This is a genomic window from Dyadobacter tibetensis Y620-1 (assembly GCF_000566685.1).
Classification (GTDB): Bacteria; Bacteroidota; Bacteroidia; order Cytophagales; family Spirosomataceae; genus Dyadobacter; species Dyadobacter tibetensis.
This window is the reverse complement of sequence record NZ_AZQN01000001.1, coordinates 197,317-221,629: the sequence shown is the minus strand read 5'-3', so window position 1 is coordinate 221,629 and position 24,313 is coordinate 197,317. Positions and strand designations below refer to the sequence as shown.

25 protein-coding genes are annotated in these 24,313 nt (G+C 42.7%); 18 read left to right on the top strand and 7 right to left on the bottom strand.

Going from position 1 to position 24,313, the window contains the following annotated elements:
- Nucleotides 1-103: 103 nt before the first annotated feature.
- The 5 genes from X939_RS0100945 to rluF form a co-directional block, all read right to left on the bottom strand.
- Nucleotides 104-1,192: a FecR family protein gene (locus X939_RS0100945; RefSeq protein WP_025761370.1), complete on the bottom strand. Its 1,089-nt coding sequence runs from the start codon at nt 1,190-1,192 to the stop codon at nt 104-106.
- Between the two features lie 55 nt (nt 1,193-1,247).
- Nucleotides 1,248-1,871, bottom strand: a complete 624-nt coding sequence (locus X939_RS0100940; protein ID WP_229235915.1) for an RNA polymerase sigma factor — start codon at nt 1,869-1,871, stop codon at nt 1,248-1,250.
- Between the two features lie 193 nt (nt 1,872-2,064).
- The gene (locus X939_RS22860; protein ID WP_025761368.1) at nt 2,065-2,283 is read right to left on the bottom strand and encodes a hypothetical protein; all 219 of its coding nucleotides are present in this window, start codon (nt 2,281-2,283) and stop codon (nt 2,065-2,067) included.
- Nucleotides 2,284-2,509: 226 nt separating this feature from the next.
- The gene (locus X939_RS0100930; protein WP_025761366.1) at nt 2,510-4,705 is read right to left on the bottom strand and encodes a hypothetical protein; all 2,196 of its coding nucleotides are present in this window, start codon (nt 4,703-4,705) and stop codon (nt 2,510-2,512) included.
- 149 nt (nt 4,706-4,854) lie between these two features.
- Nucleotides 4,855-5,607 carry a 23S rRNA pseudouridine(2604) synthase RluF gene (gene rluF, locus X939_RS0100925; RefSeq protein ID WP_025761364.1) on the bottom strand — a complete coding sequence of 251 codons (753 nt, stop codon included), beginning with the start codon at nt 5,605-5,607 and terminating at the stop codon, nt 4,855-4,857.
- A gap of 121 nt (nt 5,608-5,728) precedes the next feature.
- Between rluF and X939_RS0100920 the strand changes: the two genes are divergently transcribed.
- Nucleotides 5,729-7,030: an acetylxylan esterase gene (locus X939_RS0100920; RefSeq protein ID WP_025761363.1), complete on the top strand. Its 1,302-nt coding sequence runs from the start codon at nt 5,729-5,731 to the stop codon at nt 7,028-7,030.
- Nucleotides 7,031-7,165: 135 nt separating this feature from the next.
- Here X939_RS0100920 and X939_RS0100915 read toward each other — a convergent pair whose 3' ends face one another.
- Nucleotides 7,166-7,522: a hypothetical protein gene (locus X939_RS0100915; protein WP_025761362.1), complete on the bottom strand. Its 357-nt coding sequence runs from the start codon at nt 7,520-7,522 to the stop codon at nt 7,166-7,168.
- A 176-nt stretch (nt 7,523-7,698) separates the two neighbouring features.
- The gene (locus tag X939_RS0100910; protein ID WP_025761361.1) at nt 7,699-8,025 is read right to left on the bottom strand and encodes a tetratricopeptide repeat protein; all 327 of its coding nucleotides are present in this window, start codon (nt 8,023-8,025) and stop codon (nt 7,699-7,701) included.
- 94 nt (nt 8,026-8,119) lie between these two features.
- On the opposite strand from X939_RS0100910, the gene X939_RS0100905 reads away from it, so the two are divergent.
- The 17 genes from X939_RS0100905 (at nt 8,120) to X939_RS0100825 (ending at nt 24,283) form a co-directional block, all read left to right on the top strand.
- Complete coding sequence (locus X939_RS0100905) at nt 8,120-8,857, top strand: electron transfer flavoprotein subunit beta/FixA family protein (RefSeq protein ID WP_025761360.1); 738 nt, start codon at nt 8,120-8,122, stop codon at nt 8,855-8,857.
- A 48-nt stretch (nt 8,858-8,905) separates the two neighbouring features.
- Nucleotides 8,906-9,871, top strand: a complete 966-nt coding sequence (locus X939_RS0100900) for an electron transfer flavoprotein subunit alpha/FixB family protein (protein WP_025761359.1) — start codon at nt 8,906-8,908, stop codon at nt 9,869-9,871.
- 292 nt (nt 9,872-10,163) lie between these two features.
- Entirely contained in the window at nt 10,164-10,757 is a 594-nt protein-coding gene (locus tag X939_RS0100895) for a bifunctional nuclease family protein (protein ID WP_025761358.1), read from the top strand.
- 127 nt (nt 10,758-10,884) lie between these two features.
- Nucleotides 10,885-11,763, top strand: coding sequence for a cell division protein FtsX (locus tag X939_RS0100890; protein WP_025761357.1), 879 nt, complete (start codon nt 10,885-10,887; stop codon nt 11,761-11,763).
- A gap of 28 nt (nt 11,764-11,791) precedes the next feature.
- Nucleotides 11,792-12,031 (top strand): DUF3098 domain-containing protein, encoded by a 240-nt coding sequence (locus X939_RS21935; RefSeq protein WP_025761356.1) that lies wholly within the window; start codon nt 11,792-11,794, stop codon nt 12,029-12,031.
- On the top strand, nt 12,028-12,807 hold the full coding sequence (locus tag X939_RS0100880; RefSeq protein WP_025761355.1) for an undecaprenyl-diphosphate phosphatase: 780 nt from the start codon (nt 12,028-12,030) through the stop codon (nt 12,805-12,807). Before X939_RS21935 ends, X939_RS0100880 begins: the two co-directional genes overlap by 4 nt.
- 33 nt (nt 12,808-12,840) lie before the next feature.
- Nucleotides 12,841-13,539, top strand: coding sequence for a tRNA pseudouridine(55) synthase TruB (gene truB / locus X939_RS0100875; protein WP_025761353.1), 699 nt, complete (start codon nt 12,841-12,843; stop codon nt 13,537-13,539).
- Nucleotides 13,539-14,471, top strand: coding sequence for a bifunctional riboflavin kinase/FAD synthetase (locus X939_RS0100870; protein ID WP_025761352.1), 933 nt, complete (start codon nt 13,539-13,541; stop codon nt 14,469-14,471). Before truB ends, X939_RS0100870 begins: the two co-directional genes overlap by 1 nt.
- Before the next feature lie 30 nt (nt 14,472-14,501).
- Nucleotides 14,502-14,870, top strand: a complete 369-nt coding sequence (locus X939_RS0100865; RefSeq protein WP_025761351.1) for a VOC family protein — start codon at nt 14,502-14,504, stop codon at nt 14,868-14,870.
- Nucleotides 14,871-14,980: 110 nt separating this feature from the next.
- The gene (locus X939_RS0100860) at nt 14,981-15,994 is read left to right on the top strand and encodes a hypothetical protein (protein ID WP_025761350.1); all 1,014 of its coding nucleotides are present in this window, start codon (nt 14,981-14,983) and stop codon (nt 15,992-15,994) included.
- A complete protein-coding gene (locus tag X939_RS0100855) occupies nt 15,991-17,133 on the top strand; it encodes a glycosyltransferase family 4 protein (RefSeq protein WP_052353388.1) in 1,143 nt (380 codons plus the stop codon). The genes X939_RS0100860 and X939_RS0100855 overlap by 4 nt, the downstream gene beginning before the upstream one ends.
- Before the next feature lie 23 nt (nt 17,134-17,156).
- Nucleotides 17,157-18,305 carry a glycosyltransferase gene (locus X939_RS0100850; RefSeq protein WP_025761348.1) on the top strand — a complete coding sequence of 383 codons (1,149 nt, stop codon included), beginning with the start codon at nt 17,157-17,159 and terminating at the stop codon, nt 18,303-18,305.
- 59 nt (nt 18,306-18,364) lie between these two features.
- Nucleotides 18,365-19,297, top strand: coding sequence for a glycosyltransferase family 2 protein (locus tag X939_RS0100845; protein WP_025761346.1), 933 nt, complete (start codon nt 18,365-18,367; stop codon nt 19,295-19,297).
- A complete protein-coding gene (locus X939_RS0100840) occupies nt 19,251-19,817 on the top strand; it encodes a WcaF family extracellular polysaccharide biosynthesis acetyltransferase (RefSeq protein ID WP_025761345.1) in 567 nt (188 codons plus the stop codon). Before X939_RS0100845 ends, X939_RS0100840 begins: the two co-directional genes overlap by 47 nt.
- Complete coding sequence (locus X939_RS0100835) at nt 19,814-20,557, top strand: glycosyltransferase family 2 protein (RefSeq protein ID WP_025761344.1); 744 nt, start codon at nt 19,814-19,816, stop codon at nt 20,555-20,557. The genes X939_RS0100840 and X939_RS0100835 overlap by 4 nt, the downstream gene beginning before the upstream one ends.
- Before the next feature lie 141 nt (nt 20,558-20,698).
- Nucleotides 20,699-21,877 (top strand): MraY family glycosyltransferase, encoded by a 1,179-nt coding sequence (locus X939_RS0100830; protein WP_025761342.1) that lies wholly within the window; start codon nt 20,699-20,701, stop codon nt 21,875-21,877.
- Between the two features lie 135 nt (nt 21,878-22,012).
- Nucleotides 22,013-24,283, top strand: coding sequence for an NADP-dependent malic enzyme (locus tag X939_RS0100825; RefSeq protein ID WP_025761341.1), 2,271 nt, complete (start codon nt 22,013-22,015; stop codon nt 24,281-24,283).
- Nucleotides 24,284-24,313: the final 30 nt, after the last annotated feature.

Here is a 24,313-nt window from a genome sequence, read left to right as displayed (position 1 = left end):
CACTACTTCCATCGACCGGTCGGCAGTAGCTAGTCTGCTGCCGATATTATGCTGCTAAACAACTTTCATAAGGCTACGGGTTTAGTTGGTAAAAAAAATATCTTTAACATCCTTTTCCATTGATTACGATCTGCCCATCAACTATTTCGTAAGTAGCCGAAACAGTTTTACATACCGCCTTTAATTGTTCAAATAAAGGCTCGGTAGACAAAGTTGCAGTAATACGACATTTTCTAAATGCAGCCGTATCGAATAAAATAGTAATTCCATATAAGGCTTCGAGGTCCTCAAATAATTTGGGCAATGGCACCTCGTCATAGGTTCGGTCCTTTAGCTTTAGTCGCTCATCCAATGCTTGGGGATCTGCAATTATCGTTTTAAACAGCTGCTGATCCTGCCTTTCGTAAATTGCAGCCTGATTGGCCGTTAATATTAACCCCTTAGAGGCCAGATCAGGATTCCGCCCCCCTTCTTTGCCCTGATAAACAGATACTTTCCCTGACAATACCTGAACCGTATATTTTTTATGATTTTCGAAAGCATTGACCACAAATTTGGTTCCCAATACCCTAGTGATCATTTCTCCGGAAAACACTAAAAAAGGCTGTCCCTGATGCGCAACAGAGAAGCTAGCCTCCCCTTTTAGATATACGATCCGTGCAGAATCGGTAAACCGTGACGGATAGCGCAAGGCACTATTTGCACTTAAGACTACTACACTGCTGTCGGCAAGGAAAATGGGAAGGGGTTTTCCCGTATGATTAAAGGTCTCTACCAGGTTGTTTACCTTAGCCGGGGAAGGCATGCGGTAATAGTGGTTTCCAATTATTAATCCTGTCAGTATAATCAGGCTTGCCGCCGCTGCATGGAACCATATGTGACTCGGCTTTTCATTCGTCTTGATCAACACAGACTCATTTCTGCCAACCTCATTGAAATGCGATACTCCATCCTGTGCCCTGTTCAGAAATCGCTGTACTTCACTTCTTATCTCTTGTTTAGAAATGGGTGCCTCTGAGACTCGGCTGGCACGAATCCACCGTTCTGCTTCTTCTAATTCCTCTCTCTTTTCAGGATAATTCCGTATGAAATTGAACCATAGTAGCTCATATTGACTGCTGCCCAATACCCAACTCCGGAATTCTTCGTCCTGAATAAAGTCCTCCACTCCATATTTCTCGTATTTTTTCATGACCTTATGATAATGTAATTTGGCTACTTTCACTTTTAAGACGATGCCATACTCCTTAGCACCACCAGAGCAGAAGTAGCAGGGTGCCGTAGGCCCAGTTTTCCCGAAGACTTTTCAGAGATTTATGGAATAGATTATAAACCGACTGCCTTCCTAGTTGCATGGTCTCGGCAATTTGTTCGAAATTCTGATTCTGATAGAAGCGCAGATAAATCACTTCCTTTTGCCGATTGGGCAGGCGATTAATATGATGAGATAGTTTTTTTATTTGATATACCTCATGTTCCTCTTCTATTAACCTTAGATCGGGGGCGAACTCTACTAAAAATTCATAACCCTCTATCCTATCTATAGCCACATCCCCTTGTTGCTTATTTTTTTCGGACAATACCCTCCTCTTGATCATAACCATGAGATAAGCGCGAACATTTTCCACGGTTCTTATGGTTTCCTGCTTTTTCCACAAAGTCAAAAAGGTTTCTTGAATACAGTCCTTTATCATCTCTCGATCGGCATTAAAACGCAATCCCCAATTGAACAGGTCGGAATAATACCCTTCCATAATCTTCCCTAAGGCAGTGATATCGCCATCTTTATACTCTTGCCATAAATTTTGTGCTTCTTCGTAAGCCAACCGTTGCGCCATGTTCTGCCGTTCATTTCCTAAAGGAGCGTCCATTTGAAGAATCTTAACCTATTTTTTTGAAGTATTTTTCAAAAAAATAGGAGTAACAAGGGATCAGCTCCTGAATAATAATAGTATAAATTATGCAAGAGCAATATAACAGCACAAAAAAGACCAGCTATCCTGTACTAGCTGGTCTTGTATCATTATTTAATTAATTTATAAAACATTTCCCCAAGGATGCTTTCTAGCGGGGACTTGTGGCGGGGTCTAGTTCCGGTGTATCCGGCTCCACAGGTGGTCGTTCTGGCGTAGGCTCATAAGGAGGAAGTACAGGATCTTCCAATGGGGGATTTTCTTCCGGAATACCGGGCTGAGGAGCTTCTGGAATATCCGGAAGGAGAGGATTTTCGTCAGGGGCTTCGGGAGGGGTAACTCCCGGGACTGGTTGGTGGCTCAGATTCATATGAATATCATTAAGAAATTTTGAAATTATTTTCCTTTTTATATCTTACTACTCCTTAAAGTGAATAAAAATCGTGCCTTAAGAAAACTGATGGATCACCATATTTCCCAGCCTATGGGAGTTAATCTATTGGGTAAAACCAAAAATTCATACAAGAATCGGAAGACATCAATATTTCTTGCAGTCCAGGAAAATTCCCCTGCTCTTTACACTAGCACCAATGGGTTTATTCCAGAACCAACCAAGTATATCCATTGGCAGGTATCCTTAGCGGAACCGATATGGCATAATCCCGACCAACTTTATAGCTCCGGGATGCCCCTTCCTTCTCCCTTACCAGCACAGTTTGATGTTTACCTGTAAAATATAATGGTAAATCAATTTCCCGGACAATTTCCTGATCAGTAGGATTATAAAGCATGGCTAGCCCCTTTTGAGGTGTTTCTGGATTTACGTGTAGTATTCCATCCCAGTCTCGACCATCAGCACGTCTCAGGTGTATGATATCCGAATTAAGTATATCTCTATATTTTTTGTACCAAGTAATTACTTCAATGACTTTATCTTTAGTCTTTTCAGTATCATATAGTCGGGGGCCCCTATAACATGCCTGTATGCCAGAGCCATAATATTGCATCATCAATTGCTCGTAGGCGTCTAAATGATCCGATAAAGGCTCCAAAATGGCTTCAGGACCTCCTCCTTGATATTTTGTCAAAGGAACAAACCCCCAAGCCATCGAGGGCGTCTCGGTCCACATGGCGTCATAGATATTTTGCCGGTTCAATATCTTCTGCTGATCCCGGGATAGGGAGAAGTTAACCTCCCGATATCCCAAGGCAATTTTGTTGGTTCCGTCCAGGAAGTACCAGTCTGGCGCATTGACATATATACCATTTTCATTGCACCAGCGGTACAGACCTTTTTGTAATTGCATTTGCTTCCATTGAGAATCGGCAAGTCCTCGATGCCCTGGGTGGGCCTGCGAAGCACAGACATCACCAGGATATGGGCCATCATTTTCAAAAATATCGAAACCAGTTGAAATCATAAATTTCTTTAGATTTTCGATATAATTTAATCCCCAGGCACTTGCCATACAGGGTGCATTACCAAAATATGCCCCTCCAGGCAATCCGGTTTCAGGATCTATCACATCGGTTTCAGGCCCAATTTTACGGGAACTAAATAAGCTATAGCTGCCTATATAAACATTCTTTTTATGGGCATAATCTGCAATTGACTTCCATTTAGCTATATTTTGAGCCGACGTATCTTCCATATTACAATGGCTTCCAAAGCTTAGTATCAGGGCTTCGTAGCCTGTGTCGGCACACTGATCAATGGCCGTATAGACCTCCTGATCATTCTTGCTTACCAGATGCATAAAGATAGGATTGGTGGCAACCCAGGGTGCCAGAGTTCTATACATTTTCTTCAGGGCCATCCCCTTACGCTCACGATCATAACTATCTTGTAAGAGTTCGAAGGTGCGTATAGATGTGAGGGCCTGTCCACCTGAAAGAGTCATCCCATACCCTTTCGGGGGAAAGACTTTCAATAGTGCTGGTGTTTGAAAATTATAATGCACCTGCGAAGTATAGCTACTATCGGGCAGCCAATGTGTAGCCTGGTCACTGAGATGCGCCCGCATGGAATTGTTGAAGGCAAAGTTGTTCTCTATATACAAGCCATTCGGGGTTTTCATAGCCGCATGACTGCCATCTACAGCACTTTCCTCTTCTACAATGGCTAGCACTTCGTTCATTATTTGATCGACAACCACCTCCTTCCCGGAACCGTTGGTAACAGTCACCCATTTACTGAGTAAGGGAATACCGTCGTAAAGTGCATAATGGACCTTGATATTAATTCCTTCCAGTTGCGAAAGCTTGCTTTTGAATAGGAAAACCAACTCCTTGCCTTTAGCCTGACGGATACCCGTCTTTGGAGTCCACATTTTGGGTTTCCAGTCTATGATGGGATCCAAATCTTTTATCTGATAATCAAAAAAATGAAAAGCGCTATCATACCTGCTCATATCCTTTAGCCAGGAATTTAACAAATAGGCCTTTTCCTTTTGCCCCTCAAGTCCTCCTACAGGATATTCACGGCCATTTAGTGTAATGAGCGCTTCGGGGGTGACAGACCTTAGAAGCTGCTGTCCATTCGACATATTTTTATATTCGAAACATACCAGATCTGGCACAATCCGGAAACTACGTTTTACCAATCCATTATAGAGGATCAAATCCTGTCCATCATGATCTGAATAAATTTTGGCTGCATTCCCCTGTGATTGTAATTGCCAATCTACGGGCTTTTGTTGATCAAAATTTTTCTGCCAAATGGGAAGCTGTTGACTATAAGCGCCCAATCCGGATATGGCGAGCAATGCGGTAGTAAAAACTTTTTTAAGCATGGTTTAGGAATATTAATTTGTAAAAGCCCTCAAGGGCCCGATACCAGGTAGTAACCTACAAATTAACGAACTGATCCATATATTCCCGAATTTCAATATCATTTCAACCCAAAAAGTAAGTGGATGAGTATCCTTCACTATTTATGAGCTTATTCATTATCCCATTCCTGTAGCATGGAGCCTTCTTCCGTTTTTACACTTTTAGCAACTGCCTCCTCTATGGCTCCTAATTCCGCTGAGGTCAGGTTTCTCCATTTGCCTTCAGAAATACCTTCGATGGTAACATCCATGATGCGTACCCGCTTCAATCGGGTAACCCTATAGCCTAGATATTCGCACATACGTCTTATCTGGCGGTTTAAACCTTGGGTCAGTACGATGGTAAAAGTAAAAGGTCCATCCTTACGAACCATACATTTTTTTGTTACAGTGTCCAGGATGGGGATACCCGCTGACATCTTGTTAACGAAAGTCGAGTCAATAGGCTTATGAACCGTTACCTGATATTCTTTTTCATGATTGTTCCCCGCTCTGAGAATTTTATTTACAATGTCGCCGTCATTAGTAAGGAAAATAAGTCCTTCGGAAGGCTTATCTAACCGGCCTATAGGAAAAATTCGCTCGGGATGATTGATATAGTCTATTATATTTCCTTTAATATCTCTTTCCGTAGTACAAGTAATTCCTACTGGCTTATGAAAAGCGATATAGACTGGAGTTTTTTTCGGCTTTAGAAGTTTTCCATTTACTAAAACGATATCTTCCGTCCCAGCCTTATCGCCCAGTACAGCGATTCGGCCATTCAGGCTTACCTTCCCTGCCTCCACCAATTTGTCGGCTTCGCGTCGGGAACAAATGCCCGTTTCACTTATAAATTTATTGATACGTTTTAACTCGGCCATAACAATTAGTCTTCCTTAAAATCCTGATTAGCTTACTAAAAAGTAAAATTAGTCAAATTTAGCCTTCTTAAGCTAGAACAGGCCCTGAAGCCTATATTTTCACACGTTTATTAATTGAAAAATGAGTAAAATTCGCCAACTAATCTTATTATTGTTAGTTTCTCTGTATTGCCTGCAGATTAACGCCCAACCCACCCAAACTCCTTACGAAATAGTTGTGTCTCCCGATCGACCCGACTGGACCTACCAGACGGGTCAGAAGGTTCAGTTTAATGTTCAAGTTCATCATTACGGCAATTTAGTACCTAACGCTGAGATCAGTTATGAAGTTGGGCCAGAAAAAATGCCCGCGACGATGTCTGAAAAAAAGGTCCTTAAAAATGGTCAAGGCACTATTGATGCGGGTACTCTGAAAAAGCCCGGTTTTCTCCGTTGCATTGTAACCATAAATATCGATGGCAAGCGATATCGAGGAATCGCCACGGCGGGATTTGAACCAGAAAAGATTCAACCTACCGTTGATAATCCTGCTGACTTTGATACTTTTTGGGACCAGGCCAGAAAGGAATTGGCAAAAGTGCCTATTGATGCACGTATGACCCTACTTCCCGAGCGTTGTACAGAGACAGTGAATGTTTATCATGTTAACCTACAAAATACCTCGAAAGACTCGCGGATCTACGGGATATTAGCCATACCTAAAAAAGAAGGCAAGTACCCTGCCCTCCTCAGGGTTCCTGGAGCAGGAGTGCGCCCTTATTATGGTCAGATAGATATGGCCGAAAAGGGTATCATCACTTTGGAGATAGGTATTCATGGCATTCCTGTCACCATGGATGCAGGATTATATAATGATCTACGTTTTGGTGCCCTGTCCGGATACTGGAATTTCGACATGGACAGCCGCGACCGTTTCTACTATAAGAGAGTGTATCTGGGATGCATAAGAGCTAACGATTTTTTAACTGGTCTGCCGCAATACGACGGGAAGAATCTGGCCGTTACCGGCGGAAGTCAGGGAGGCGCTTTATCCATAATTACGGCAGGATTGGACACTCGGGTGAAGTGGCTTGGGGCATTTTATCCGGCGCTTAGTGATGTTACGGGATACCTACACGGACGAGCCGGAGGCTGGCCTCATTACTTCAGCGATTCCAATCTAGACCATAATAACTATCAACAGAAGTTAAAAACAATCCCGTATTATGACGTAGTGAATTTTGCTCGCCGAATAAAAATTCCCGGCCATTATATGTGGGGCTTTAACGATGAAACTTGCCCTCCTACGTCCATGTATGCTGCCTATAACATGATTACTGCAGCAAAAGAACTTTCCCTCTACCAGGATACCGGCCACTGGACTTATCCGGAAGAAAGGGATCAGATGAATAATTGGTTACTGAAAATGTTGAAGAAGGAATAGGCCAGGCCACACACTGAGCACCTACTTTTAGACATAAAAAAACCTCGTACAAATGGTCGAGGAAAAGCAGCTAATCGTTCTTAAAAAATAAAAATGGTTGGTAATAGCCACACGAGGTTATTACCAACCACAGCCTTAGTCTATTTTCACAACTTCAGCAGGAATATTATATTGCAAAACCAGTTCTTTGGTGAAGCGCACATGGCCTTTGGGAGCCAGTAAATATAGTTTAGCACCCTTCATACCTGCCAGTTCACTAAGAAGCTTCCATTTGGAAACACTTCCTCGGGGCTGATCGGTTTTCAAAGAAACCTCCAGATAATGTCTGTTAAACATATTTACCCCAGTTACGTCTGGAATAAATTTCTCGTTATCCGCCGCACGCTCATAAGCCGTAGGAGTATCATAGCCTTCCATATTGGCCTGTATTTCCTTAAAACCATGTGCCTGGGCCCATTTTACCGCCAGAGGTATAAAATTATCTTTTTCCATAAACATTATAAAAATATGATCCCCATTTTCTGAAGATCTTGATATACTACGATTCGCTTTTAAAAATTCAAGAGGAAATGTAATGCTACTCTAAAAGAGTCAATTGAAATGCTCGCCGACAATTATGCGTAAAATTAGCGCAAATACAGGAGAAAACCAAATTATCCTTAGCCCCTCTAATCCTCCAGTTCATCCAGAAATGAACGATAGGCATTCACCAATTCCTGTTTTGCTTTACCGTTCCCCTGTTTTTGGGCCATAGCAATTCCCGCTTCATAAACCTCCTCTGCCCTATCAATTTTATCCATTTCTACCTGCAAGGCCGCAGCATGATAATAGGTAGGCAGATAGTCGGGAAACTCTATTAACAGACGATCAAAGAGTTGAGCTGCCTGATGCAGGTCAGACTTTAAGTATTCTAATGCCAGAGCATAAATATTAAAAGGATCTTCAGGGTCTTCCCGGTAAAATGCCAATAAATTATCTAATAATGAATTTTCCATAACTACTTATTATGCTTGCATACTATTTCAGATTTTCTGTATATTGCATCACAAAGATAGCCTTAGAAAAATCAATTTAGAATCGAAAAGAAACATGAAAATATTAGTTTGTATCACCAACGTACCCGACACGACAGCTAAAATATCACTCAGCGATGATCAAAAATCCATTAACAAGGCAGGCCTTCCTCATATTATAGGTCCCTATGACGATTATGCTCTGGCTCGTGGGGTTGAACTAAGAGATCAGAGTGGAGGAACCCTAACGGTGCTCCACGTCGGCCTGGCAGATGCTGAACCCCAGATAAGGAAAGCCTTAGCCATCGGAGCCGACGATGCTATCCGAATCAATATGGAACCTATAGATTCCTACAGCACCGCTGAGCAGATTGCTGCCATCGCCAAAGAAGGTCAGTATGATCTCATTTTAATGGGACGGGAAAGCCTGGATTATAACAGTGGGGTCGTTCATGGACTCGTAGGAGAAATGCTAGATATACCCTCCTATTCTCCTGTTATGAAACTTGAAATTAATGGAAGTACAGCTTCGATTACCCGGGAAATAGAAGGGGGAAAGGAGTTACTCACTTGCGACCTCCCCTTAGTACTGGGTTGTCAGGAGCCAATCGCTGAATGGAAAATTCCCAATATGCGCGGTATCATGACGGCAAGGTCCAAGCCATTAACTGTTGTAGAGCCGACCGATGCAAAGAGTCATACCGAGCCAACCGGTTTCAGTTTGCCTGCACCCAAAGGGGCTTGTAAGATGATAAGCTCCGATGATGTGGCCAGTCTGGTGAATTTATTACAGACCGAGGCAAAAGTACTTTAAGGTACAGATCCCGATCCAATTTATTTGAAAATTAAAAATACCGACATCATGTCTATTCTCGTATTTATAGAAACAGAAAACAAGGCGATAAAGAAAAATGCTCAGGAAGCTATTGCTTATGCTAAAGCGGTAGCTAATGCGCAAGGTGGCGAGGTTACCGCACTCGTCATGGGTGATATAGACCCCTCTGAGGCGGAAAAAGCAGGAAACTTCGGAGCCTCCAGGGTACTACATGCTGCTGACTCCAAATTAGAGCATGATAATAGCATGGCATATGCCAGCATATTGGCCGAGGTAATTCAGCAGGAATCTAGTGAACTGATTATTCTCGCCAAATCCGGACTGGCAGATGCGGTTGCCGCCCGTGCCGCTGCAAAATTAAAGGCTGGAATCGTATCGGGTGTAACTGCACTTCCCAGCTTTGATGGTGATGGCCTTACAGTCCAACGGAGCATCTTTACCGGGAAAGCCTTTTCCGACACCAGGATTACCTCGAAGATCAAGATATTGGTCGTAAATAAAAATACTATCGAAGTGACTCCTACTACCGACACCGCAGTCGTAGAGACCTTTTCGCCAACATTAAATGATAAAGACTTTAAAGCCACCGTTCAAGACACTGAAAAGGCAACAGGCGACATCCTGCTCACCGATGCAGACATAATAGTGTCCGGGGGACGGGGTATGAAAGGACCCGAACATTGGCAACCCCTACTGGAACTGGCCTCCGCCCTGGGGGCAGCCACAGGATGCTCGAAGCCAGTTTCTGATTTAGACTGGAGACCTCATCATGAACATATCGGTCAAACCGGAATTAAGGTAGCACCCAATTTGTATATTGCCTGTGGAATCTCGGGAGCCATTCAGCATCTGGCAGGAGTAAATGGATCCAAATGTATTGTGGTTATCAACAAAGATCCTGAAGCACCTTTCTTCAAGGCTGCAGATTATGGTATTGTTGGTGATGTATTCGAAATTCTTCCGAAACTTACAGAAGCAATTAAAAATCGATAGATTTTCATTTCGAAATTAGTTCAGACCATTTGGCGCCAGCTAATAAGAAGAATTTGAGCCATTTAAAACGATTGTAGTAACATTAATTGTATTACTTCCCGGAGATAACCTGTTTTGCATTTTTTTATGCAGGGCAGGTTATTTATTTTTGCGTCAGATTGGGATCCATCTATACCAATCAAACCTGTGAGGCATAGGAATGACTTGAGGTTTGGGACTGAGAAGCCCGATAAATCAGATTAGCAATAAAAGAAAGGCCTGAAATCCTGAAGGCTAACAAATTATATATCACGTGAAAAAGATTAAGTTAGAAATATTGGGTCTTAGTCCCAGCCAGTCGCAGGCAGGCTCCTTCGCTTTAGTATTAGGAGAAGAAATGGGAAACCGTCGACTACCAATCATAATTGGCGTATTCGAGGCCCAGGCTATTGCCGTTCAGATAGAAAATATCGTCCCCAATCGACCTATGACGCACGATTTGTTTAAGTCTTTTGCCGATGGTATGAACTATACGCTCAAGGAGATATTCATTTCGGAACTTAGGGAAGGTATTTTTTATGCAAAAATAATCTGTACCGACAAAGTAAGAGAAGTGGAAGTCGATGCCCGCCCTTCCGATGCCATCGCTATTGGCTTACGTTTCGATATACCCATTTACACCACGGAATCCATTATGTCGGAAGCTGGACTGGTAGCCAACACTGACCTGGAGGAGGAGTCCGATGATGATGAAGAAATCATCGAAAATGTAGATGCTCCCAAAAAGCAGGAGAAACTTCGGGACATGTCATTCGATGCCTTACAAAAATTATTAGATGAAGCATTGCTTCATGAGGACTATGAAAAAGCTGCAAAAATTAGAGATGAAATGGGGAGCCGCAATTAAAATAAGGGTCAACCGTTAAAAATAGTTAAGGCGGCCTATATAAATGGCCAGAGTGCCGATTAAATACTACTTTTGTCTCATTCGATTCTGCAGGTTGCGTTTCGGACCGACTGAAATTACTTGCTATATGCCTAAGAAAAAGAAAATTGGCAGTTATCCTAACGCCATGATTGTGATGAGTTTAAGTGCTGCCTTATTCCTGATAGGATTTTGTGGTCTTCTCGTTGTTCAGTCCAAAAAACTGGTTTCCATTATCCGGGAAAATATTGAAGTACGGGTATTTATTGATAAGGATGTATCCAAGCCAGGCCAGGACTCTATACTGGCCCAGATACAACCGAAGGCGTATGTACTCAAAGGATCCGATACGCAAGCTATTTCTTTTGTTTCTAAAGAGGAGGCCGCCAAGGAATTTATTGAAGGGACCAAAGAAGATTTTACCACCCTGCTGGGAGAAAACCCGTTGAGAGATAGTTACAGGATAAAAATTGGAGAAGACTTTTTTGAAGAGGTTAAACTTCAGGCCATCAAAAAGGATTTGGAAACTATTTCAGGGGTTTATGAAGTGGTCTATCAGGAAGATTTAGCAGATAATATCAACAGGAACGTTACCAAGATTTATACGGTGCTTGCCAGTTTTGCTCTGATTATGCTGGTAATTATTGTCTTGCTAGTAAATAATACTATTAAGTTGGCCATTTACTCTCAACGCTTTCTAATAAGGAGTATGCAACTGGTTGGTGCCACTGACGGATTCATTCAACGCCCCTATCTAATGCGCGGAGCCATGCAAGGTTTGGTCGGTGGAATAGTCGCTTCTGCCCTTCTTATTTTCTTGCAACAACTTGCTGTGAAGAATATTGAAGGATTGGCAGTATTACAGGAGTACGACAAACTGATCATCTTGGTCGGGGTAGTGGTCATTCTGGGTCTATTAATCGGTCTTGCCAGTACCTATCAGTCCTTGAACCGGTATTTGAAAATGTCCCTTGACCAACTTTATTAATTGTATAAATTATTAACTAACGTATTACATGGAATTTCGAAAAACAGAGAACAGCTTCCGTCCAGCTAAAGAGCAAATGCCCTTTGCGGCAAGCAACTATACTACTATGCTGGTGGGCATCGCCATCATATTGGGTGGATTCCTGATCATGACCCTGGACACTGAAGAATTTGGCTTTGGCATCTTAGGATTAACGGTAGGGCCTCTAATTACCATTTTGGGCTTTGTAATCGAATTTTGGGCTATTTTACGTAAACCTAAGGCATGACAATCTGGCAAGCAATTATCCTGGCTATCATAGAAGGAATCACAGAATTTTTACCAGTCTCTTCCACCGGACATATGATTATCGCCTCATCATTTATGGGGATCAGTCATTTGGAGTTTACCAAAATGTTTACCGTGAACATTCAGTTTGGGGCCATACTGTCGGTGATCGTACTTTATTGGAAACGATTTTTTCAGAGTACACAATTTTATTTCAAACTCTTTATTGCTTTCTTACCGGCAGCCTTTTTTGGCTTTTTGCTCAACGATCTGATCGATGCGATGTTGGAAAGCGTGGTCGTGGTAGCCGTATCTTTATTGGTAGGGGGTATCATACTCGTATTTATCGATCGCATTGCTAATGAAGATGCTGAGGACAGAGAAATCAGCTATTTTGAAGCATTGAAAATTGGCCTATTTCAATGCATAGCCATGATACCCGGTGTATCCAGGTCGGCGTCTACTATCATTGGTGGTATGATACAAGGATTATCACGGAAACAAGCTGCAGAATTTTCCTTCTTTCTTGCGGTTCCTACCATGGCAGCTGCAGGGGGTTACAAACTTTTGAAGACCTACGATACCATTCAAGCATCCGATATTCAAACCTTATTGATCGGAAACCTGGTAGCCTTTGTGGTAGCCATGATGGCCATTAAGTTTTTCATTTCCTTTCTGACCAAGTATGGTTTTAAAGTATTTGGCTACTACCGTATCGTACTGGGGCTGGTATTGCTGGGCCTTTTGGCTTCTGGGTATAAGCTAGACATTGTATAGACTACCCTATCTCTAAATGAATAATATAGAATTTTGAATACAGAACAACCCATTCCCGACGAAGGTGAGGTAATATTAATTGACAAACCTCTGACATGGACCTCCTTCGACGTGGCCAATAAATTAAAGCGCGCCTGTAAGTTCAAAAAAATTGGTCATGCTGGAACTTTGGATCCCTTGGCTACAGGGCTTTTGATTCTCTGCACAGGCAAGAAAACCAAGCAGATTGACACTTATCAGGCACAGGAAAAGGAATATACAGGCACCTTTGTACTGGGAAAAACAACGCCTTCTATTGACTTGGAAACGGAGTTTGACGCAGAATTCCCCCTTGATCATATTGACGAGCATCTTTTGGAAGAGGCCCGAATGAAGCTTACCGGAGATATAGAGCAGACCCCTCCTATCTATTCAGCTGTTAAGGTCGATGGAGAACGACTGTATAAAAAAGCCCGCAGAGGTGAAACTGTGGAAATTAAAAAACGAGCGGTAACCATCAGTCTTTTCGAAATAAATTCGAATGAATTTCCTACAATTCATTTCAGAATTATCTGTACCAAAGGAACATATATACGAAGCATGGTTCGCGATTTTGGTAGCCTAACGGGCAGTGGGGCATATCTATCCGCTCTGCGGCGCACCCGTATTGGAGATTTTTCTGTGGAACAGGCCTCAGACCTTACCGCCTTTATTCAGGCAAAAAGAGAAGAGCTCAATTTGCCAACAGAGTAATGAAAATTCACCAGCACCTTGATACATTACAGAAGCTCCCCAATGCCGTTGTTACCAGCGGCACGTTTGACGGAGTGCATCTAGGCCATCAGAAAATCTTGGCCCGTTTAAACGAACTAAGTAAACAGCAAGCCGGAGAATCGGTTGTAGTAACCTATTGGCCACACCCCAGGATGGTGGTTTCTGAACCTGCCCACGAATTACAATTATTGACAACTATAGAAGAAAAGATAGCCCTATTATCGGCGCTCAGTATCGACCATTTGGTGATTATACCATTTACCAGGTCTTTTTCTGAGCTTTCTTCATTGGCTTTTATTGAGCAAATTTTGGTAGAAAAGATCGGAACCAAGAAGTTGGTAATAGGCTATGATCACCGTTTTGGAAGAAACCGGGAGGGTAGTTTCGAGTTTTTACAATCCAATTGTCAGGGCTTTGGCTTTGAAGTGGAGGAAATTCCGCGTCAGGACATTGAAGATATGGCCATTAGTTCCTCTAGAATACGTCGTGCTCTGCTTTCCGGTAATGTCCATGAGGCTCAGGAACTCCTCGGACGGCCCTATTCTATAACGGGTACGATTGTAAAAGGAAAGCAATTGGGCCGAAAGCTTGGTTTTCCCACGGCTAATATGCAGATTCCCGAGGTATATAAACTCATCCCGGCTAATGGCGTGTACGCTATAAAGGCCACTCATAAAGATTCTATCTATACAGGCATGCTCAACATCGGCGTGCGCCCTACGGTAGACGGAATATCTCGAACAATCGAGGCAAATATTTTCGAATTTGACAAGGACATTTATGGAGAAGAACTGACCATTGAGCTCCACGCATTCGTCAGATCGGAAAGAAAATTCGATACTTTAGATCATCTAATTGCTGGTATCAAAGCGGATGAGTCCTGGGTTAAAAAGTATTTCAGCACTCAATAGGACAATTATCCTTGCTCACTTTCCTTTAACATGAATATAAATTTTGAAAGAATAGACCACGTCATGATCTGCTTTCCTCCTGGAAAGGAAGATGAAGCAAGGGCTTTTTACGGAGGTACACTAGGTCTGAAAGAATTAACCGATTTGGGCTACCCGATTCCCAATGGAGCTATATGGTATCAAATAGGCAATATCCAACTCCATATCAGAGCCGAAGATCAGCCTGGTCCCCTGTCACAAAGGCATTCTGCTTTCGTTGTGACCGACCTGGAGGCGGCTCGTCTGAAGCTGCTGGAGGCTCAGGTAAAGATCCGTCCCGACAGTCAAATACCCGATCGTAAGCGTTTCTCTTTCTGGGATCCATTTGGAAATAGGATAGAATTAATAGAAATGATCTAAAGTCACTGTAGCATACGTATTGATTAGGCTTTAGCTAGTACTAAAAGGTATAATATAAAAAGTAATTCTAAATTTGCGGCCTGTTACGACTCAGAATGTCGCGTGACCATATGTTAAAAAACATCCTTCTGTTTGTCTTACTTATCTTACTCTTAGCCGGATTGTTGGAGTTTTTCTTGCGTTTCCAGTTTGGTTTTTGCAACTCTCCCCTTTATATAAGTCATCCAGATTTTGAGTATATTTATGCGCCTAATCAGGATGTCAAGCGTTTTGGGAATGTGGTGAAAACCAATAGCTTCTCCATGAGGAACGAAGAAATTCAGCCTACCGATACGCTAAATATCCTACTGATTGGAGACTCCGTAGTCAATGGCGGAAGTATGACAGATCAGGACAGCATTGCATCCACCCTACTTCAAAAAAGATTTAGGGCGGAAGGTTATTCTGGAATCAAGGTTTTGAATATATCTGCTGGATCCTGGGGGCCTGATAATATAGCAGCTTATCTCAAGAAATATGGAACCTTCAATGCCAAGTTAATCTGCTTGGTCACCAGTAGTCATGATGCACACGATATCATGTCTCATATAAGCCCTGTAGGTATCGATTCGGGCTATCCCGAAAAGCAGTATCCACTGGCTCTTATAGAGTTATGGGATCGTTATCGCAATATTATCTGGTATGGCTTAGAAAAAGGCATATTCGAACCCATGGCATCAATATTTCAGGAAACTCCTGAAACAATAGAAACCACGATACCTACATCGGACCCGAACCCTACACCAACAGAAATAGCTGATGAGGGCATACAGAAGGACGGTATTGGTTTTAATCCTGGCTATGCGGAACTAGATTCTATAGCCAAAGCAGAAGGAATACCATTCTTTATTTACCTTCATCCTGAAACTTCAGAGCTCGCATTAGGTCATTTTAATGAACAGGGACAGTCAATTATAGAGTTTGCCCAACATAATAATATTCGATTGGTTAACGAATTCGAACTTGGTATCGATAGTACTTATTATCGCCCCATGGATGTAGTACATTATAATAGCATGGGGCAAAAATTTTTGGAAAAACAGCTTTACCCACTGTTTCTAAACTATTTAACCGCCCAGCAATGATGCGAATTTTAATCGTACATAATCAGTTATGGGCACACTACAAGTCCAAACTCTTTGCTGAAATTTATAAGTCTTTGCAGGATAAAGAGACTGAGAGCACCATGATGGTAGCTCAAATTGCCCTCTATGAGGCCAGCCGTAAAAACATGCAGAGCAATGATCAAAAGTATAATTATAACTATCCCTATCGAGTACTGCATGATCAGAGTTTAGAAGAAGTGACTTTTAAACAGCGGATTACCAGTTTGTTTAGTACCTATCATGAATTTAAACCTACCGTACTCAACATCACTGGATATTTTGACTGGGCTCAAGTTTTACTTATGTTCTATGCCCGGATTCGAGGGGTCAGAGTAGTACTTTCATCTGAATCCTCCACAGCAGATCATAAAAGATCGCCGGTTAAAGAAAGTATTAAACGATTCATTGTTAATACCGCTGATGCCTGTTTTTGTTTCGGTAGCAGTTCCGCTCAATATTTACAATCGCTGGGTGTCCCCGACAACAAAATAGCGGTGCGTCATGCTGCAGTTGTGGATGAAGAGCAAATATTAGCCCATCATCGAGCAGCATCGCAGACATCGGTAAGCCAGGAACCGGCATTTATATATGTGGGAAGACTGTCGCCTGAAAAGAATCTTATTACGTTAATAAATGCCTTTATTGCACTCAGTGTGCTCAGGCCGGGACATCATTGGAAATTACGTCTGGTTGGTGCTGGTCCGATGGAAGAAGAGATCAGTCAGCTTGCAGCCGCTCATTCCAATATCATCTTGGAAGGAAGCCATCCCTGGTATGTAGTGCCTCACTATCTTGCTAAGAGTAAGGTTCTCGTCCTTCCCAGCCTATCTGAGCCCTGGGGATTGGTGGTCAACGAAGCCATGGTATGTGGCATGCCCGTGCTGGTATCTGAGGTTTGTGGCTGCTGCCCGGATCTCGTTCATGACGGCGTAAATGGCTTTACCTTTTCACCCCGCGACAAACATGGACTGACCGAAAGGCTAACCTGGTTTATAGATCACCCTGAAGCCCTTGAAAAGATGGGGCAGGCTTCCAGGGAAATGATCCAACCCTTCGCCAGTGCAGTAGTGGCCGACGAAATGGTAGATACATTCAAACGGCTTGATAAAAAGTATTAAATAAAATAAATAGAATTATACACATGCGTATCCTCAATATTTGTGCATATACATGGGCCATTGGCGGCCCTGCCCGTATTATTTATGATCATACGCTTGAGGTTCTCAAACAGGGTCACCAGGTGGATATATTGAGTCCGATGACTCCTGGCGAAAAAATGTACCCGGTACCCGAGGGAGCAAAACTTATTTCTTGTGCCCGCAGCACCCCGATAAGTCAGGTATATCGAGAGTTTTCAATACCCATGTACCAGTACCTGAAAAATCATGCTGATGAATATGATGTGATACATATGCACGGAATCTGGCATTTCGGTAGTCTGGCACCTTTTATCATTTCGAATCGTGCCGTGAAAGTGATCACCATTCACGGATTATTAGATAAATGGGCCGTTGCCCATCACAAGTGGAAAAAGGATATAGTCACTTTTTTATACCAAAAAAACATACTTGCCAAGGCCGATCTGATCCAGATCAATAATACCGATGAGGAAGAAGATGTCATTCGCTATTTAGGAAATAGGCCTAAAAATCTAAAAATAATTCCGAATGGCATGAAACTGGAAGAATATGAGCAGCTTCCTGCGAAGGGGGCTTTCCGAAAACGGCATGGAATAACAGAAAACCAGCAGATTATCCTTTTCATGGGCCGACTGAATATAAAAAAGGGATTGGATTTACTGCTACCTGCTTTTAAGCAAATTGAGCAGCAAATTCCGGATGCCTTACTTGTGTTGGCTGGCCCCGATGATGGATACGAAATGGCTACGAGAGAATTTATTGGGCGTCATAAGCTGGAGGGAAGGGTGAAACTGGTAGGAATGCTTACCGACAGCCTAAAAAAAGAAGCCCTGGCTGATGCGGATATGTTTACCCTACCTTCTTACTCTGAGGGCTTTTCCATAGCTGTCCTGGAAGCGATGGCTTCGGGAGTCCCGGCATTAGTCTCTGACCGTGTAGGCTTCGGAGACTATATACAACGGCACGAAGCCGCTTATCTTTGCAAATTGGAAGTACCTGATGTGGCAGAGGGAATCCTTAAAATATTACAAGACCGTACCTATGCCCAAACTCTTGCATTTAACGCTCAGGAAATGGTTAGAAAGAATTTTGATATCAGGGTCATTGCGAATCAGTTATTAGAAGAATACAAGAATGTTAAGAAAATGTAATTACCTTTGTTATTGAAAATATTCAACACACTAATCCGACGCTCCCTTATTCCCTAGCTATGGTAGATTTATCTGTCATCATACTAACACATAATGAATCAAAACATATAGAAAGGTGTATCCGTAGTTTACAACAGATTACGAATAAAATTTTCATTGTAGATTCGTATTCAACTGATGACACCGTTGAGATTGCTCAGAAATTGGGGGCTGTCGTCACTCAGCATAAATGGGTCTCCTACGCATTTCAGTTTAATTATGGCATTGCCCATACGCCATTTGCCGATACGGAATGGTCTATGCGCATGGATGCTGATGAATATATCACTCCTGAACTTGCCCAAGAAATCAAGCAGACCCTGCCTCATGCAGCCGAACAGGTTAGCGGATATCATGTAAAAAGAAGGGTCATGTTCATGGATAAATGGATAAAAAGGGGTGGTTACTATCCAATATGGCTTTTGCGGGTATGGCGTCAAGGAAAGGGAACATGCGAAGAGTTATGGATGGACGAGCACATCAAGCTAAGTGGAGGAATAAGCAAAACCTTTGAGCATGATATTGTCGATCACAATTTGAATAACTTAACTTGGTGGACCCAGAAGCATAATAATTATGCAATCCGCGAAGTAATAGACTTGCTCAATATTAAGTATAACTTCGGCAACAAAGAAACCGTAACACCTAATTTTTTCGGGACACAAGAACAAAAGACCCGTTTTCTGAAGATTAAATACGCCAATTTCCCCCTCTTTACCCGGCCATTTATTTACTTTGTATATCGGTATATTTTCAAACTGGGATTCCTTGATGGGAAAAAGGGCCTTATATGGCATTTCTTACAGGGATTCTGGTATCGCTTCCTGGTCGACGCCAAGATTTATGAAGTATATCGTGCAGCAGGAACCAATAAAGAAGCAATTATAGAACATTTTAGGACAGAATATGGAAAAGACCTTGAAAAGCCAAACCAATCTGTCCCTGTACAATAATAGTTGGTATAGGCCAGGAGGTAAACTAAAAATTCTCGCCTGGTACATATGTTCGAATTTATTTGTTAATACCTACTTCCCCATTCCCATGGCTTGGAAAAGAATGATTCTTCGTTTTTTTGGGGCTACAATTGACCCCGGGGTGGTGATCAAACCTAAAGTAAATATTAAATATCCCTGGTTTCTTAAAATAACGGGGACGGTATGGATTGGAGAAGAGGTATGGATCGACAACCTGGGCATGGTCACCATTGAGTCGGATTGTTGTTTATCCCAAGGCTGTTATTTGCTAACCGGAAACCACGACTATACCCAGTCGGCCTTTGATTTGCTGATTCGACCCATACATCTTGGCAGAGGAGCGTGGATTGGAGCTAAAGCCATTGTTTGTCCCGGAGTTACCGTGGGTGAACATGCCATTTTAACCGTCAATTCAGTAGCGACCAAGGATATGGAATCCTTTGGTATTTATCAGGGAAATCCAGCTATACTCACGAAAAAAAGAAGGATATTAAATTGAAAATCAGTATTATAACAGTAGTCTTTAACGGGCGAAAGACACTACAAAGTTGTATCGATTCGGTATTGAGTCAGGACTACCCTGACTTAGAGTACATCATTATAGATGGAAACTCTACCGATGGGACCCAGGAAATGGTTCGATCGTATGGAAATAAGATTAACCACCTGGTCAGTGAACCCGATCAAGGGATTTATGATGCCATGAATAAGGGGATAGCGCTTGCCAGTGGGGAGGTTATTGGTATTCTCAATGCAGATGATTTTTATACGAGTACCCACACCTTATCCCTGGTCGCTCAGGCCTTCGCTGACCCTTCCGTAGACGCAAGCTATGCCGATTTGGAATATGTGCACGCTCAGGACATAGACAAAGTGACCCGGTTATGGAAGTCGGGAGAATATAAGTCGGGTGCTTTTTTGAACGGTTGGATGCCCCCACATCCTACATTTTTCGTTAGAAGGACCTGCTACAATCGGTATGGAAATTTCCGGCTCGACATGGGCAGTGCGGCCGACTATGAGCTGATGCTCCGATTGATACATAAGGAAGGCATCAAGCTGGCCTATATCCCTAGCGTGCTCATTCGGATGAGGGCCGGAGGAGTAAGCAACAGTGCCTTGAGCAACCGGCTCAAGGCTAATCAGAACGACCGGAAAGCTTGGCGGGTAAATGGTATAAAACCAAGATTTTATACCCTATATATGAAGCCGCTAAGAAAAATACTACAGTTTTTATAATTATAAGATTCTGGAAAGCGTTTGCAGGAGGGACATCCTGGAATAATATTCTATTAAGTTTCGATTTATGATAAAATATATCGAAATTTACGATAAGCGCATTCCTAAAAATTAACTAAGATTTTTAATCTTTTTGTATATATGGAAGACATGCTACCCATTCAATTTTTGCAGGGAGGAAATTACGAATCAATGTTGCACCATGACATTTACCAATGTGTGCTTTCATTTCTGATTGCCTGTTTCCTTTCGATTGTGGCAATCCCTGTCATCATCAATCTATCGAATCTGCTCAATTTAACGGCTAAACCGGGCTTCAGGAGCTCTCATAAAACAGAGACGCCTACTTTGGGGGGGATAGCCATATTTGCATCCACACTTATAGGCTATTTTTTATGGCCTCACGCAAATAACCAAGTAGATGCCAATTTATTAAGTCTCTCGGTTACAGGGTTGGTCATTCTGTTTTTCCTTGGACTGAAGGATGATATACTTGCAGTGGACCCTACCAAAAAGCTGATAATCCAGATTTTCGCCTCCATGATTTTGGTAGCTATGGGTAATTTTAAGGTAGATAATTTTTATGGTATCTTCAATATTCATCATGTACCAGACTATGTAAGCATTCCTCTGACTGTATTTATCTTTATTGCTATCATCAACGCCATAAACCTCATTGATGGTATTGATGGTCTGGCCGGCGGCATAAGCCTAATTGCGGGCTTAGGATTCGGCATCTGGTTTATCATGAATGAGCATTTCTCTTTTGGATGTATGGCTTTCGCCATGTCGGGTTCCCTGTTGGGCTTCCTAAGATTCAATTTTTCAAAAACCAGCAAGATATTTATGGGCGATACAGGATCATTGATTGTGGGATTTTTGTTATCTATATTTGCCGTTGAGTTTTTGAGCCTGAATGTCAGCTATTTGCATGACCCTAATGCCTATTTCAACGCTCCCATCATTGTCCTGGTATTACTCATTGTTCCCATTTTCGACACATTACGAGTATTTATTGTCCGTATTGCCCGGGGTGGTTCCCCCTTTATTGCCGACCGCAACCATATGCACCACCTGTTGATCGACAATGGTTTTAACCATTTCTGGGCCTCCTTTACACTTTGGATGGTTACTATACTTAATACAGCCCTGTTTTTCGTATTCCATGGCAATATTACCAATACAGCATCTATGTATATCTATATCGGTATGTTCGGTGCATACATGGTAATGGCTCACCTCATGAAGCGAAGAGCTGTAAGTGTGAAAGAGAAAAAAAAACAGTTTAGTGGTACCATCCTCAATCCAAAAAGACCCTAAAGAGACTAATTCCTTGTGAGGTGATCTATAAGGTTTTAGCTCGAATCTAACCATAATATGACCGGATAATCCTATAGGGTTTGCAGGGATTATCCTGAATGTTTGTACCTTGCGCCAAATAATCGTATCGTAGGTATGAACAAAAAAATCAGAAAAGAAGACGCCCTTCATTACCATGCTAAAGGTCGCCCGGGGAAAATAGAAGTAATTCCCACCAAGGAGACTAATACCCAACGCGATCTCTCGCTAGCTTACTCCCCAGGGGTTGCTGAGCCCTGTCTGGAAATCGCTGCCAACGTAGAAAATGCTTATCTGTATACCGCTAAAGGAAACCTTGTGGCCGTAATCAGCAACGGCACCGCCGTGCTCGGATTGGGAGACATTGGTCCCGAAGCCGGAAAACCAGTGATGGAAGGAAAAGGCCTTTTATTTAAAATATATTCTGATATCGACGTTTTCGATCTGGAACTGAACACCAAAGATGTCGACGAGTTTGTCAGAACTGTAAAAATCCTTGAGCCTACTTTTGGAGGTGTAAACCTTGAGGATATAAAAGCACCGGAATGTTTTGAAATCGAGGCTCGTCTCAAGAAAGAGCTGAATATTCCAGTGATGCATGATGACCAGCACGGAACTGCCATAATCAGTGCTGCGGCCATGCTCAACGGACTCGTGTTGGTTAAGAAAGATATCAAAACCATCCGGGTTGTTGTTTCCGGCGCCGGTGCATCGGCCGTATCCTGCACCAAGCTTTATATTTCCCTGGGTGTAGACCCTAAAAATATAGCTATGTTCGACTCTAAAGGCCATATCTATAATGGTCGGGAAGATCTGAACGAAATGAAAAAGCAGTTCGCTACCGAAAACGCCTATGACTCTTTAGAGCATGCCATGGTGGGTTGCGACATCTTCCTAGGTCTGTCAACAGCCGACATTGTATCCAAAGACATGGTAAAATCCATGGCTAAGGATCCTATCGTTTTGGCTATGGCCAATCCCAATCCCGAAATACCTTACCCAGATGCAGTAGAGGCCCGTGAAGACGTTATTATGGCTACGGGAAGATCGGACTACCCCAATCAAGTGAATAATGTACTGGGCTTCCCTTATATCTTTAGGGGTGCTCTGGATGTAAGAGCTACCGAAATTAATGAGGAAATGAAACTGGCAGCAGTATATGCTCTGGCCGAATTAGCTCAAAAACCGGTACCCGATATCGTAAACCTTGCCTATAATGAGACTAACTTGGTCTTTGGCCGCAATTATATTATCCCCAAACCCGTTGACCCCAGATTATTGACGACGGTAGCTCCAGCCGTAGCGAAGGCTGCTATCGAAAGTGGGGTTGCCAGAAAAATTATTACAGACTGGGACGCCTATGAGCAAGAGCTCTCCGCACGCCTTGGAAAGAATGACCAGCTACCCAAAGTCATCATCAACAAAGCCAAGCTTGATCCTAAGCGAGTCGTATTTGCCGATGCAGAAAATGTGCAGGTTCTAAAAGCAGCTCAGCAGGTTCGCGACGAAGGGATTGCTATACCCATCCTACTAGGAAATCAGGAAACTATTCACAAACTTATTCAGGAGCACAATCTCGATCTTTCCGAGATCAGTATCGTTGATCCTCGTTCTGAAACCAGCAGTTCCATGATCGAGCGGTATTCCGCAAAATTGTACGATAAGAGAAAACGAAAGGGTATGACCCCTTTTGAAGCAAAACGAACTATGTATTACAAGAGCTACTTCGGGTCCATGATGGTGGAATCGGGAGAAGCTGATGCATTTATTTCGGGATTGACAAGAAATTACCCCGATACCATCCGGCCGGCTCTTCACGTAATCGGTAAGCAAGAAGGGGTTATTAAGGTAGCCGGTATGTATATTTTACTGACTCCGAAAGGCCCATTATTCTTCTCCGACACGACTGTAAACCTTGATCCTACAGTGGACGAGCTCGTAGAAATCACAGAACTTACGGCTCGGGCAATTGAGCGTTTTAATATTGTGCCCAGAATTGCTTTGGTAACTTATGCCAATTACGGAAGTGCAGGAGGTAAAGATGCCGAAAAGATGAGGCAAGCTACGGCCATTTTGAAAGAACGTAATCCAGGAATGATCGTCGAAGGGGAAATGCAGGCACACCTAGCCTTCGATTCGGACCTGATGAAGCAGAATCACCCCTTTAGTGACCTGGCCGATGCTGGAGCCAATACCCTTATTTTCCCTAATCTTTCGGCCAGCAATATTGCCTATAACCTGCTCAAAGAAGCGGCAGAATTGGAGACTATAGGACCTATTCTGCTTGGTTTGAAAAAGCCGGTGCACGTATTGCAACTTGGTAGTTCCGTTCGAGAAATCGTAAATATGGTGGCTATAGCGGTTATTGAAGCCCAAATGAAAAAATAAAACAGGCACCCTTGTCAGGCACCCTTGTTT